The sequence below is a fragment of the Bacillus sp. AFS012607 genome (assembly GCF_002558005.1).
In the GTDB taxonomy this organism is placed as follows: Bacteria; Bacillota; Bacilli; order Bacillales; family Bacillaceae_G; genus Bacillus_A; species Bacillus_A thuringiensis_S.
Genome location: NZ_NTVM01000010.1, coordinates 410,837 through 424,706, shown reverse-complemented (window position 1 = coordinate 424,706; position 13,870 = coordinate 410,837). Strand labels below are relative to the sequence as shown.

The window sequence follows — 13,870 nt, the reverse complement described above, 5'->3', positions numbered from 1 at the left end:
GAAACTTTATTAAAAATTTCGCTTGAAGGCATTGCTTATGATGATACGAAGTATAAAGTAAAAGCACTTGCTGCTAAACCTTTCGCTTATATTTATCGTAACATTTTAGATCGTAAAGATTTATTTACAGCTATGTTTAATATTAAACCGCACAAAGAAAAGCTTGATCCTTCATTAAAACAAATGAACTGGGAAGAGGCTCGTAAACATGCGGATCAAACAGGTGCAGTAGAATCTGGATCTAATGAATACGGTATTGAAGATGATTATTTCAATAGCAAAATTAAGAAAAAATTAAAGCAACGTGAAGGTTACTTAAAAAATGATGCTTATGACCAATCGCCAGAATATGAAGATTTACAAATTGTACTTGATTTATTAAAACAATCTGGTGCAAAACCGCTCTTCATTTCTGTTCCTGTCAAAGGTCCTTGGTACGACTACGCTGGCTTCCCGAAAGAACGCCGTGAAGCATACTATAAGAAAGTTCATGAGCAAATCGAAAAAGCTGGTTATCCAATTGCCGACTTCTCAAATCATGAATACGATAAATACTTCTTAAAAGATCATATGCACTTAGGTTGGAAAGGCTGGGTTTACATCGACGAAGCCATCCAACAATTTTATAAAGCAAACTAATGAAAAGACCGCTTGAATTACTCAAGTGGTCTTTTTGTATATATTTTGTAATTGCTCGATTGCATTCTCCGCTTCTTTCATAACTCGCTCCACTACATGCTGAGCTGATTCGATTCGTGCCAACGATGCTGCCTGTCCTGCCCAAAGTGACATATATTCTTCCTTATTTTGCTTCGCTGCCTCTTGGCGTATTTTAGAAGTTAATACGTTTTGCACTGGATACATCGGAAGCCCTTCTTCTTTTCCTTCATGTCTCTCTATAAATTCATTCCGGATACCCCGTGCATATTTCCCGGAAAACGCACGAGTTACCGTTGTGCTCGTATCTGTACTATGTAAAACCGCTTCTTTATACACATCGTGCGTAATACTCTCTTCACTTGTTAAAAAGGCCGATCCCATTTGAACACCTTCTGCTCCTAGTGCCAATGCCGCAACAAGCCCTTGTCCGTTCATTACACCACCTGCTGCGACAATTGGGATATGCGGAACAGCTTCTACTAACTGAGGTACTAACGCAAAAGTACCAATCATAGCATCTCGTTCTTTCCCAATAAACGTTCCTCTATGCCCTCCTGCTTCGCTACCTTGTCCGATAATAATATCTACTCCTAGCTCGGCAAGTACTTTCGCTTCCTTCACATGGGTAGCTGTTCCGATAACTTTTATTCCACTTCTTTTTAAATCATTTATTTCTTCTTTTTCTAACGTTTGAAATGCAAAACTAACGACCGGTACTTTTTCATCTAATAGCACTTGTAATTGTTCCTTATAGCTTTTTGGAAGCTTTAACGTTCCTTCTACTTCTATACCTAATTCTCTATTCACTCCGCTTAGTAATACTTTCGCCTCATTTACCTTCTCTTCTTCTATTTGTATCTCTTTCGTTACAAGTAAATTAACACCGAAAGGCTTATCTGTTAGTTCTCTTATTCTATAAATCGCTTCACAAATTTGTTCTGGGCTCATATAGCCCGCTCCAAGCGTCCCTAATCCTCCGCTATTACTTACTGCTGCAACGAGTTCTGGCGTCGTAATCGCGCCTGCCATACCGGCTTGAACAACGGGATACTCAATTTTTAATATGTCTGTTACTCGACTTGTAAACATCATTTTCCCTCCTATTTCCCTTATATCTTCTTTATTTGATAAGCTTTCCCCTGCTTTTGCAAGGGTTGAACTTCATATGAAGCGAATATATTGAAAGATAAGGAGGCTGAGCTTAATGATTTATCCAAATGCATTAAAACAAGGTGATACAGTAATGATTATTGCACCATCTGGTCCACCTACAATCGAAAATGTATTAAAAGGTGTGAATGTATTACAAGAGATGGGGTTATCCGTAATAATCGGGAAGAGTGTTTACGAGAAATATGGATTTTTAGCCGGAAGTGATCAAGTTCGGCTTGACGATATACATGAAGCATTTACAAATAATGAAGTGAAGGCAATTTTTTGTGCACGAGGTGGTTATGGAAGTGCTCGTCTTCTTCCTCACATTCAATATGAAGTTATTAGGCAGAATCCAAAAATCTTTTGGGGATATAGCGATATTACAGCTTTACATACTGCTGTTTCACGTTATGCAAAGCTTATAACATTTCATGGTCCGATGATTGAAGAACTAGGAAAAGGTATTGATTCCCTATCTTTATCCTCTTTTAATCAGCTATTCCATCCGTATTCAACCATTTTATCTGCATCAGAATGTATCGTACCTAGCTCTCACAGTACAGTTACAAGTACGTTAGTTGGAGGAAATTTAGCTGTGTTAACAAGTATAATTGGCTCGCCCTACGAGATAAATACGGACAATACACTTTTATTACTTGAAGACATTGGTGAAGAACCGTACCGCATTGACCGTATGTTAAATCAGCTACTTTTATCTGGAAAGTTTAATGAATGCAGGGGCGTTATTTTCACAAGTTGTCACGACTGCACTCCTTCAAAGCCATCTCAATCATTGCAAACAATATTATATGAATATTTCGCGCCATATCATATACCTGTCCTATTCGGTTTACCAATTGGACATATAAGTCCAAACATCGGTATTCCACTTGGAGCTACAGCGACAATAAACACAAATAATAAAACAGTCTCTATTTCTTCTGGTATAGCCACTCCATGTTCAAATTAAAAAGGAAAAGCGATTACGCTTTTCCTTTTACTTATAATAATTAAAAATTCGTCCAGATGCGATATCTGCAATTTCTTCTGGAATAAATGTTTTACTTATATCAGTGCCAACATTTAATACAGCTGTAGCATCTTTCTCAATGCTACCAAATAACTCTTTCCCACGTATCGTAATAAGGGGCGTTCCTTCTGGCAACACATCTTTTACAAATTCCATTTGTGTAAAGAACGGAACGATCCATCTACCTTCTCCTTGGAAATGACGCAAACGAAGTATTCCTTCTGTTGCCCCGTCCTCTGCTTCTAGTGAACCAGCAACATAAAACTCAGTAGATAAGAGCAATTCATAAAATTCCTTTTGCTTCTGTTTATCATCCCCTGCTACAACAAGTACCTCTTCTAATTTCTTTACTGAAATTTGCTCCATATGATGCCACCCCTATTTCAAAATGATTGTACTTAGATTATACGAAATATTCTTATTTTTTTCTACATAATTCGCAATTATTTTTTCAAAATAATTTTAATGCTTCTTTTGTCGTCACAATCGTAGCAAACTCTTCATGTAAATTTACAAGTGTCATATTGTGAATATCTTCTGCACTATACTCTTTACCATCTAAACCTTTACGGTTAAAAGTAGCCGTTGCATCACTCACTAAATACGTTGTAAATCCTAAATTCCCTGCCATTCGTGTCGTAGTTTCCACGCAATGATTTGTCGTTAATCCTACAACTACTACTGCATTACATTTGTCCTCTCTTAATTGCTCTTCTAAATTCGTCCCAATGAACGCGCTGTTAACGAATTTCTGAATAACCACTTCACCAGGTAGTGGTTGCACTTCTTCTTTAAAGTTTACCGTTTCCCCTCTCTCATAAAACATTGACCGAGCATCTTCTTTATTTACATGTTGAATATGAAAAACTGGTCGTTTCCTTTTCCTCCATTCTGCTAACAAAATTCTCATGTTTTCTTCAGCAAAAATATTATTTCTCTCGCCCCAATCTTGTAATTGAAATGCCTTTTGTACATCGATTATGATAAGTGCTATTTGATTTGTCATCATTTCCTCCTTAATTTGGCTGTAATTGAAATAGAAAACCAAGTTGTTGTGACGCAGTAATAAAGCAAACATAGGCGCAAAGCTCTACAATTTCTTTTTCTGTCCAATATTGTTTTAATGCGTGAAACATAGTATCATCTATCGCTTTTCGGTCATGAACAAATGTATGCGCAAAAGTAACGGCTACACCAATCTCCTCTGCCTTTTGCACATCATCAGGTCTTCCCTTTGCCATACAGTACGGACATTCATTCCCATACGCTAATGTTCTTCTCACTTGCTCCTTCAACTCTGCTGAAAGAATTCCTTTATTGTACAGTGTATCCTCTAACGTACTCCACGAATGTAATATATCCGAATTATGCCCTAATAACTTTTGAAACTTTGTATCTCCTACATTTGATAATGAAATTCTCTCCATCATTTCCCCCTCCTATTTCCTTCTGTTTTATTGTAAAATAAATAACGTTCACTTTACATTTCATATGAATCTTAATTTATATTTTCCCTTTACAAAAATCATTATTTTACTGGAGGTATATTTACAAATGCAACTAGACCGTGTTGATCGAAAAATTTTAAATGAATTATATAATGATAGTCGCCTTTCTATGCGTGAATTGGCGAAACGAGTAAACTTATCTGCTCCGTCTACTGCAGAACGTGTTCGTAAACTTGAAAGTGAAGGCGTTATTCAAAAATATACAATCGATATCGACTATAAAAAAGCAGGACTAGTTTTAGATTGTATTTTAGAAATCACTTTAAAAAATGGTGATACAACACGTATGCAACAGTTTATTCAGTCTTATCCATCTGCAAGTTTTTGTTACCGAGTAACAGGAAGCTTATGCTACATTGTAAAAATTTCTGTTCCTTCACTCGTTGAACTTGAAGAATTTATCAATGATGTTTCTTCATATGCAACGACAGTTTCTCATATCGTATTATCAGAAGTATCTCTTACTCCTGATATTGAACATATCTTCCCAGAAGATTAATTTATTTTTATTCATAAAATATAAAAAAACCCCTTACAATAAGAATAAAAATAATATATTATGTATTAAAATACATAAAGTTCGAGAAAGGGGCTTTACATTGAAAATCTGGTTTTATGAAAAAACGGCACAATTAGATGACTTGCTTGGTATTTGGGACAATGTTCCGACCATCCCGCGAATTGGTGAAAAAGTGGAGATTTTAAAGACAGTCCGTACTGTTACAGATATTAAATATGTAAAGAACGGTAATAATTTTCGTATAGAAATTATTACAAATTAAAAAGTAGCTCCTAAGGAGCTACTTTTTAATTATCTATTATGTGCTTTCTTTATAACGATTTTATCTTCTTCTACTGATACTGTTACATAATCACTTTCTTCTAACCGAAGCTTATTTACAACCTCATCTGGTAACTCTATGGCCATCAATCTATCGGTTACGATCACTTGACTATACACTTCATTTTCTTGTGATGAATTCACTACTTTTTGCTCATTTATAAAACGTACTGGTGGCACGCCAACTTCTTTTACTGTACGCCATTGTTTCCAAACATACGGAATTAACCATAGTAATCCAACAACTGTAAGACCGATACCAATCCATAAATTACTTTGCGCTTGTAATTCAGTAATTGAGATTGTACCACTTTCTTCTCCACCGAAAAATTGCATACTTGTTGCAATCAAATTATTTAGAGCGTGCACAGCTATATTCGTCCATATATTTTTTGTCTTTATGTATAAAAGGCACATAACGACACCAAACATGAACGCACCAATAACATCAAAATGTCCTAGGCCAAAAATAATTGAAGATATAATTACAGCTTTTTTAATTCCCCATTTATGAGCCATTCGCTGTAAGAAAAATCCCCTAAAAATAACCTCTTCCATAATAGGTGCTAACACACATGCTGAAATGAAAGTAAATATCGTCATATATACGTTACTCGTATTAATAACATTTCCGTCTTCTAGCATAGTAACTAAGAAATTCGGTAACGTATGTGCTAATATGTAAAATTGAATCTGAGATATGCCAACTGAAAAAATCATCCCCATTATCGTTGCTAATACAATTAATCCCCAAGATAAACGTCCTGGCTTATCAAAAAAACTGTTAAATACAACATTATTTTTATTTGTTTTTACGTATAGCCAAAGTAACGGAAATACAAAAAATACAGTTATTTGTGAAATAACCTCCATCGTATTCTCAGAAACATTTGCTAGACCTAATGGTATCATTATAAGGAACACCCCTATAATCATCCATCCAAAAAAGCTACGTAGCCTTATACTTGAAAATGCATAGTGCACATGAAACACCCCCAAAGATAGTAAAAAATAAAGTAAAACTTGAATCAATATTTTATAGGCGTCCTTTCCTTATAAATAATTGGATAACTAAATTACAATATGAATCTAGTTGAAATCCTTCCTATTTTTCTCAAATCATTTCAAACAGCATGGCTCTTAAAATACCATATCGCTGTTCTTCAAGTTGCAATCCAAGTGAAATTTATGTAATAAAAATCCCCGTTTTTACAAGCGGGGATTTCTTTTATTATAATACGTCACGTTTTTGGAATAATGCACTTGATGCTACAAGTAACACAACAAAGTATGCAGCTACAAGTAATAATGAAGTTGTAAACGTAAATTCTGTAAATGTTGGTTCTACTCCACCACTAATTAATTTATTACTGTCGTAAGCTCTTAAATCCAAATGGAAGAATACTACAAACTTCGCTACACCTTTTGCAAACATCATTAGTGCCATATTAATTGCTCCTTGTAAGAATAATAGGAACATCGTAATAATTAATGGTAATACAGACTTTCTAAATACGTTTGCTAAGAAAAATGCAAGTGTTGCAAAGAAAAATGGCGATAGCAACTGATATAATATTGTTTTCAAAACAATTCCTAATGTTAATTCAGTTTTACTACCGTCCATTACAATTAATCCAATAATCATGGCAATTAACGTACTAGCAAATACAATAAATAACATCGTTAATAACACTGTAATATATTTAGAAAATAAAACTGTCATTCGTTTTCTTGGACGAATTAATAATTGTTTAATCGTTCCTTTTTGGAATTCATCTGTAATTGTACGAGAAGCTGTTGTAATTCCAAAAATCGTTGTGAATATCATAATTAAGCCGATATCTGAACTTACAAAATCTAAGTAAGATCCACTTAAACTACCAGCTTCACCCCATTTCGCCAGTACTACAGCTCCTAAAATCTCCAATAAAGCAATGACACCAATTAAAATATACATACCTTTTTTCGCATGTAATTTTAAAAATTCATTTTGAATTAATTTAAACATTACGCTTTCACTCCCCCAGTAATCGCTAAGAACTCATCCTCTAACGTTTTATTTTGAACAGTAACTCCGTATACAAGCACATCAGCATGAACAAGTTTTTTGACAAGTTGCGGAATGTTTTCTTTTGTTACAGATGCTACAATCACATTCCCTTTTGCTTTACCTTTAATAATTTCATTCGCTTTCTGAACTTCATCTACTTCAAACGCCACAACGACTGCCTCATCATGCTTCACTTTTTCATGTAAGTTGTACTCTTGTACAAACTCACCTTGTTTAATAATAACAACGCGATCACACATTAATTCAATTTCACTCAATAAGTGACTTGATACGATTACAGCAATATTCTCTTCTTTCGCTAAACGTTGTAAATAATCACGAATTTGGCGAATACCAGCTGGATCTAATCCATTTGTCGGCTCATCTAAAATTAAGATTTTCGGCTGATGAAGTAATGCTTGTGCAATTCCTAAACGTTGTTTCATACCAAGTGAATATGTTTTCACCTTTTTATGAATCGCATGCTCTAATTCAACAAGCTTTACAATCTCAGCAATGCGCTCTTTACTAATTGGAGTGATGGCCATGTTCGCAAAATGCTTTAAGTTTTGCATTCCTGTCATATAATCATATAGTTCAGGATTTTCTACAATCGCTCCAATTTGCTCTAGTGCCTTTTCACGCTCCGAGCGAATACTATGTCCACAAATTGTAATATCGCCCTCTGTCATTGAAATAAGACCTGTCATCATACGGATCGTCGTCGTCTTACCGCTACCGTTCGGCCCAAGGAATCCGTATACTTCTCCTTCACGAACCTCAAATGATAAACCACGAATAATTTCCGTTCCACCAATCCTTTTTCGAACATTCTCTAACTTTACTACTACGTTTCCCAATGCTGATTCCTCCTTTAGACTTCTAGTTTTTTATCGACTATGTAAGCAATTACATATATTATTAGAGCACTAACCATTACCATGAAACTTATATTAAAAATGTTAAATCCATTTTCTTGAAACATATTAATAAACAGACTCTTGCTTTCACTATGATATTCTACTCTTCGTAATACTTGGAAAGCTGGAGCTAATTTTCCTAGCAAGGTTGTCGCTAAAGTAATCGCTATATTTATTACTAGGAAAATAATAACGATTAGTATATTTTGCGCCTTTTTCTTTTTCGTAAGTAACTTTACTAGAGTAATTACCAATATGATTTGTAAAACACTAAACAAAAACTCAAATAAATCGCTTATCGTATATATTAAATTATTAATTATGCCTACTTGCATAATCTCTTTTGCTTCTACATATACAGAAGTCGTAGGAAAAGCTAATACATAACTTACGTAGAAAAGAATTCCACATATCCCATACCATATAGCCATTGCGATAAATGAGAAAATAAGCATAGAAATTACATATTGTTTCCCAGATATTGCTGTAAGTCGTAACATTGGATTAGTTAGTAAGCGTGAATATGATTTCATTGTTTGTATAAACATATAAACAATATAAAAGAAAAATATAATCATAATGATTCCAAATATACCCTCTTGTCTACTGATAGCCGCATCACTTTTTCTTACAATCATTTGTGAAAATAACACAGCTTCAATTAGCACAAAGAATAAAAAAGTAACAATATATCTTTTCTTATTTACATTCCATAAATAGGAAAGTACTGACTTCACTTACTAAACACCTCCTTAAACAATTCATGAACTGCTTTTCCTCTCTGAAAACGAATTTCTTCTACATTTTCATATAGAACCATTTCTCCATCTTTTAAAAAGATCACTTCATCAAAAATATTTTCAATTTCATTTATTAAGTGAGTGGAAATTAATATCGTACAATCTTCCCTATAGAACTGTAGAATTAGATCCAATACATGTTCTCTAGAAAGAGGATCTATCCCGCCCAATGGCTCATCTAGTACATATAGCTTCGCTTTTCGAGAAAACGTTAAAATAATCTGCAGCTTCTCAACCATACCTTTTGACAATGCTGTAATTTTTTCTTCTAGCGGTATTTTAAATTCTGCAATCGTATCTACCGCTTTTTGAATATCGAAGTCTTTATAAAAATCCCGGTAGAAAAATAAAGCGTCTTTTACAGTCATCCAATCATCAAAGATTGGCTTATCGGACATAAATGAAACGATTTCTTTCGTCTGTAATCCTACCTTTTTACCGTCTATTGTGATACTGCCTTCAGAAGGGTGTTGCAAGCCTGCAATCATTTTCAATAACGTCGTTTTCCCGCTCCCGTTATCTCCAACAAGCCCAACGATTTTCCCTTCCGTAATCTCTATGTTTAATTCACGGATCACTGCTTTTAATCCGTATCTCTTCCATAAGTTTTCTATTTTTAATAGCTCTGTCATTGGCTCTCCTCCCTCTTATCATGCAATGAAGAACGAAGAATTGTAAGAATTTCTTCTTCTGAAAAACCTAAATTTTCCATTCCATCTATAAAAGAATGAAGTAATTCTTTCGCCATCTCTTTTCGCAGCTCCATTATTTTCTCCCCTTCATTCGTTACATACCGTCCCATTCCTCTACGTGTTACAACAACTCCATCCCGTTCTAGCTCTTGAAATGTACGCTGAATCGTATTTGGATTCACTTGTAATTCACTCGCTAATTCACGGACAGAGGGAATTTTATCACCAGGCAATAACTGTCCTGTTACGATCTCTTTTTTTATGTATTCCATTACCTGAATGTAAATTGGTATATTTGGAGAAAACTCTATTTTCATTTCTTCCCTCCTTTTGTATCGGTGTACTAGTTAAATAATACACTGATACAAAAAGTTTGTAAATACCCATTTAATTACAAAAAGTTCTATCCGTTAACCGAATAGAACTTCCCAAACATAAATCGCTATATAGAAATAATAGTGTTATGTAAACAAAATTATAAAGAAAAGCTGTCTTATCAATGAATAAGACAGCTTTTCTTTATAATCCTATATTAAAAGTTAAACACGAAGTCATCGTCAGCTAACTTTTCAACGTTCGTTGCTTTTACGTAACCATTTCCTTTTACAGAGAAGAAATCATGGTTTTTCGTATCTGTACGTAAACCATTTAAAACGATTGGGTTAATTTCTTCTTCTTCAAACTTCGGCTCAAGTCCTAAGTTCATAAGCCCTTTATTCGCATTGTAACGAACGAAACGATTTACATCTTCTACAAGACCGATAGAAGTGTAAATTTCTTCTGTATAAGCCATTTCAATTTCATATAGTTCCATTAATAACTCTTGTGTTTCTTTTTGCACTTCTTGTTGCTCTTCTGCAGAAAGTTCTGCGAAGATTTGTTGTGCTAAAATACCGACGAATACGCCGTGAATTGACTCATCACGAATTATCAAGTTAATAATCTCACCACTTGCTGTTAGTTTTCCTTGACCAGCTAAGTAAAGCGGATAGAAGAATCCACTATAGAATAAATAACTTTCTAAGAACACACTTGCTACCATTGCCATATATAGCTCTTTTTTCGTTACGTCAGGCTTTAACAAACGACGATAGTAACCAGTAATAATACCGGCCTTTTTCTCAAGTAATGGATGATTGTCTACCCAGTCAAAAATATCATCAATTTCTTCTTCAGTAGCTAACGTTGTAAAGATATGACTGTAACTCTTCGCATGTACTTCTTCCATAGCTCCCATGAAAGCTAATACACTTTTAGCTTGTAAATTTTCAAGATGAACAAGTACAAGTGGCATTCCTTCGCCACCTTGTTTCGTATCTAAAAGTGTTAAACCACCTAATACACGCTTATAAGCAATTTGCTCTTCTTTCGATAATTGCACCCAAGTATTTTTGTCAGACGAAACCGCAATTTCTTCTTCTGTCCAAAACTGAGCGATGTTTTGCTTCCAAAACATTAAACTAAAATCATCTTCTTTTTTGTTCCAGTTTACCGCACGCATTAAATCGCCCCTTCTCTAAATATGATAACTAAGCATGAGCAGGGTTCAGAAAACCCTGCTCATCATGTCTCACTTTTTATATTAAACGGTACAAGCCACACACTCTTCCACGCTTAATTTACGTGTTCTCGTATAATACAGACTCTTTAAGCCTTTTTTATGTGCATAGATGTAGTAACGTGCTAATTCACGTGTTGAAATATCACTATTAACGTAAAGAATTGTACTAATTCCTTGATCAATATGTTCTTGAATTTCTGCGATTAAATCAATTAATTTAAACTGATTCATATCGTAAGAAGATTTATAGTACCAGAACGTATCTTTTGATAAATACGGCATTGGATAATATGTTGTCGCGTTCGCATATGTTCTTGATTCGATTTGACTTACGATCGGCATTACGCTTGAAGTTGCATTTTGAACGTAACTGATTGATTGTGTTGGAGCAATGGCAAGACGATATGAGTTGTATAAACCATTCTTTTGCACTTGCTCTTTTAAACTTGTCCAATCTTCTTTTGTCGGAATATGAATTCCTTCAAATAGTTGCTGAACTTTTTCAGTTACTGGGCTGTAATCTGTCGTTTCATACTTTTCGAAGTATGTGCCATTCGCATAATCAGATTTATCGAAGTCTTTAAATGTCTCGCCTTTTTCTGTAGCGATTTCCATACTTTTCTCAATAGAATAGTAATTTAACATCATAAAGAATGTACGAGCGAATTCTTTCGCTTCTGCACTTTCATAAGCGATTTTATTTTTTGCTAAATATCCGTGTAAGTTCATTGCTCCAAGTCCAACTGAATGAAGCTCGTCATTTGCTTTTTTCACAGTTGGTGCATTCGGAATAATCGTCATATCAGAAACAGCTGTTAAAGCTTCCATTCCCGCATGAACTGCTTCACGAATTTCTTTATTTTCCATTACGTTTACGATATTTAACGATCCTAAGTTACAGTTAATATCACGACGGATAATGTCATCTGTACCGTAATCATTTATTTCTGAAGTTTCTTGAAGCTGGAAGATTTCTGTACATAAGTTCGACATCTTCACAGTTCCAATATCCTTCAATGGATGTTGATTATTTGCATTTGATTTAAACATTAAGTATGGGTAACCAGACTCAAGCTGAATCATAGCGATTTTAATAAGCATATCACGTGCACTAATATCTAGTGGCTTCTTCTTCACTTTCGGATTGCTCATTAATTCATCGTACATTTCATCAATGTCAATATCATCTAAATGCTTGCCATATTCTTTATAAACCGTATAAGGCGCGAAAACATGGAAAGGTTCGTTTTTCTCAGCAAGCTCAAAGAACTTACTTGGAACGATAATTCCGATTGATAGAGACTGAATACGGCTCTTCTCATCGGCATTTATTTTTTTTGTATCAAGGAATTCAATAATATCCCAATGGAAAATGTTTAAATATACTGCGCCGGCACCTTTTCGTTGGCCAAGCTGATTCGCATATGAAAACGAATCTTCAAGCAATTTCATAACAGGCACTACACCACTTGCAGCGTTGTCGATACCTTTAATTTGCTCACCACGTGCGCGTAGCTTAGATAAGTTTAAGGCTACTCCCCCGCCGATTTTCGATAATTGCATCGCAGTATTAATGTTAAAGCCAATTGAATTTAAGCTATCGTCCATCTCTAACAAGAAACAAGACACCATTTCTCCTCTTCTGCTTCTTCCCGCATTTAAAAAGGTTGGTGTCGCTGGTTGGTAGTTTTGTTTTACAATCATGCTTGCGAATTGTTTTGCCTTCGAAACATCACCGCGTCCTAAGTATAATGACACAATTGCTACACGATCTTCATAGCTTTCTAAGTATTGTTTTTGATCATTCGTTTTTAACGCATAATCTTTGTAGAACTTAGATGCTGCCATATAAGATTGGAACTCGAAGTTTTCACCATAAGCGATGTTATATACTCCCTCTACTTCCTCCAAGCTATACTCGTCCAGAACGTTGTAATAGTAATCATGTTCTTTCATATACTCCATTCGCTCTGCCACGCTATTAAAAGGAACGGTATTCTCTCTAGCTTCTTCCATAAAGACTTCTAATGCCTCTTTATCTTTATGAAGCTGATAAAAACCGTCCTGCATTTGCGTGATTTCATTATTCAGTTCAATGTGTCGCAATCTCCCGCACCCTTTCCTTAAAATATTCTACATCGTTATTTGTTCCAGATAACTCAAATTTTGATACAATAGGCACTTCATATTTAGTAGAAATCTTGTCAGCACTTGCACCGAACATGTCTCCCCAGTTACGATTGCCGCTTGCAGATACGCCTTTTAATTTTTCATTATTGCGCTCTAAAAAGTCTAAAACACGTTCTGGTACATTGCCAAAACCTGTTGTATACGTAATAAGAATAAAGTCTTCATCTATTACTAGATCTTCATCAATTTGAACGGCCGGCATATTTAATTTGTGAATGAAACGCTTCACGTTTCCTGTCATAGAATCATATGCAACTAACATTTCCGACCCTCCCTCTCAAATCTATATTCTCTATATGTTGTTCTTGATTTCTCTATATATTGTATTACGTTTCAAAATAAGACACAAGATATATGTATAAATTCTTTCTTTTTTTAACTTTTACTTTTCGACATGATAGCCGTTTTTTTTCAATACAATGACTATGAAACAACATTCTAAAACTCATGTCAATAAAGTGCT

The 13,870-nt window shown here is 34.7% G+C and carries 17 protein-coding genes; 4 read left to right on the top strand and 13 right to left on the bottom strand.

Translation table 11 applies throughout. From position 1 onward, the window contains the following. The coding region (gene dltD, locus CN409_RS12595; protein ID WP_097981895.1) for a D-alanyl-lipoteichoic acid biosynthesis protein DltD at positions 1–639 on the top strand (639 nt) is incomplete at its 5' end. A 21-nt stretch (positions 640–660) separates the two neighbouring features. On the opposite strand, the gene CN409_RS12590 is transcribed toward dltD, so the two are convergent. Beyond that, entirely contained in the window at positions 661–1,749 is a 1,089-nt protein-coding gene (locus tag CN409_RS12590) for an NAD(P)H-dependent flavin oxidoreductase (RefSeq protein WP_000495271.1), read from the bottom strand. A gap of 115 nt (positions 1,750–1,864) precedes the next feature. Here CN409_RS12590 and CN409_RS12585 point away from each other — a divergent pair, with 115 nt between their 5' ends. Beyond that, positions 1,865–2,785, top strand: a complete 921-nt coding sequence (locus tag CN409_RS12585; protein WP_000640066.1) for a S66 peptidase family protein — start codon at positions 1,865–1,867, stop codon at positions 2,783–2,785. Between the two features lie 27 nt (positions 2,786–2,812). Here CN409_RS12585 and CN409_RS12580 read toward each other — a convergent pair whose 3' ends face one another. The 3 genes from CN409_RS12580 to CN409_RS12570 all read right to left on the bottom strand — a co-directional run bounded on the left by CN409_RS12580 (position 2,813) and on the right by CN409_RS12570 (position 4,272). Then, complete coding sequence (locus CN409_RS12580; RefSeq protein ID WP_000435265.1) at positions 2,813–3,211, bottom strand: SseB family protein; 399 nt, start codon at positions 3,209–3,211, stop codon at positions 2,813–2,815. Between the two features lie 85 nt (positions 3,212–3,296). After that, positions 3,297–3,851, bottom strand: coding sequence for a cysteine hydrolase family protein (locus CN409_RS12575; RefSeq protein WP_000184442.1), 555 nt, complete (start codon positions 3,849–3,851; stop codon positions 3,297–3,299). A gap of 10 nt (positions 3,852–3,861) precedes the next feature. Next, positions 3,862–4,272: a carboxymuconolactone decarboxylase family protein gene (locus tag CN409_RS12570; RefSeq protein WP_000439752.1), complete on the bottom strand. Its 411-nt coding sequence runs from the start codon at positions 4,270–4,272 to the stop codon at positions 3,862–3,864. Positions 4,273–4,399: 127 nt separating this feature from the next. Here CN409_RS12570 and CN409_RS12565 point away from each other — a divergent pair, with 127 nt between their 5' ends. Further along, the gene (locus tag CN409_RS12565) at positions 4,400–4,852 is read left to right on the top strand and encodes an Lrp/AsnC family transcriptional regulator (protein WP_001175498.1); all 453 of its coding nucleotides are present in this window, start codon (positions 4,400–4,402) and stop codon (positions 4,850–4,852) included. 100 nt (positions 4,853–4,952) lie between these two features. Continuing rightward, entirely contained in the window at positions 4,953–5,135 is a 183-nt protein-coding gene (locus tag CN409_RS12560; RefSeq protein ID WP_000707106.1) for a DUF3913 family protein, read from the top strand. A gap of 29 nt (positions 5,136–5,164) precedes the next feature. Here the strand turns inward: CN409_RS12560 and CN409_RS12555 are convergent, their stop codons facing one another. The 9 genes from CN409_RS12555 to nrdI all read right to left on the bottom strand — a co-directional run bounded on the left by CN409_RS12555 (position 5,165) and on the right by nrdI (position 13,669). Then, the gene (locus CN409_RS12555; protein WP_002162875.1) at positions 5,165–6,178 is read right to left on the bottom strand and encodes a CPBP family intramembrane glutamic endopeptidase; all 1,014 of its coding nucleotides are present in this window, start codon (positions 6,176–6,178) and stop codon (positions 5,165–5,167) included. Between the two features lie 247 nt (positions 6,179–6,425). After that, entirely contained in the window at positions 6,426–7,202 is a 777-nt protein-coding gene (locus CN409_RS12550) for an ABC transporter permease (RefSeq protein ID WP_000475436.1), read from the bottom strand. Then, positions 7,202–8,104 carry an ABC transporter ATP-binding protein gene (locus CN409_RS12545; protein ID WP_000528821.1) on the bottom strand — a complete coding sequence of 301 codons (903 nt, stop codon included), beginning with the start codon at positions 8,102–8,104 and terminating at the stop codon, positions 7,202–7,204. Before CN409_RS12545 ends, CN409_RS12550 begins: the two co-directional genes overlap by 1 nt. A 14-nt stretch (positions 8,105–8,118) precedes the next feature. Then, positions 8,119–8,901, bottom strand: a complete 783-nt coding sequence (locus tag CN409_RS12540) for a hypothetical protein (RefSeq protein WP_000843922.1) — start codon at positions 8,899–8,901, stop codon at positions 8,119–8,121. After that, positions 8,898–9,596: an ABC transporter ATP-binding protein gene (locus CN409_RS12535; RefSeq protein WP_000137741.1), complete on the bottom strand. Its 699-nt coding sequence runs from the start codon at positions 9,594–9,596 to the stop codon at positions 8,898–8,900. The genes CN409_RS12540 and CN409_RS12535 overlap by 4 nt, the downstream gene beginning before the upstream one ends. Further along, positions 9,593–9,973, bottom strand: coding sequence for a GntR family transcriptional regulator (locus CN409_RS12530; RefSeq protein ID WP_000687507.1), 381 nt, complete (start codon positions 9,971–9,973; stop codon positions 9,593–9,595). The genes CN409_RS12535 and CN409_RS12530 overlap by 4 nt, the downstream gene beginning before the upstream one ends. Before the next feature lie 215 nt (positions 9,974–10,188). Continuing rightward, the gene (nrdF, locus tag CN409_RS12525) at positions 10,189–11,157 is read right to left on the bottom strand and encodes a class 1b ribonucleoside-diphosphate reductase subunit beta (RefSeq protein ID WP_001203024.1); all 969 of its coding nucleotides are present in this window, start codon (positions 11,155–11,157) and stop codon (positions 10,189–10,191) included. An 81-nt stretch (positions 11,158–11,238) separates the two neighbouring features. Beyond that, entirely contained in the window at positions 11,239–13,323 is a 2,085-nt protein-coding gene (gene nrdE, locus CN409_RS12520; protein ID WP_001215843.1) for a class 1b ribonucleoside-diphosphate reductase subunit alpha, read from the bottom strand. Beyond that, positions 13,310–13,669, bottom strand: a complete 360-nt coding sequence (nrdI, locus tag CN409_RS12515) for a class Ib ribonucleoside-diphosphate reductase assembly flavoprotein NrdI (RefSeq protein ID WP_000959447.1) — start codon at positions 13,667–13,669, stop codon at positions 13,310–13,312. Before nrdI ends, nrdE begins: the two co-directional genes overlap by 14 nt. Positions 13,670–13,870 lie beyond the last annotated feature (201 nt).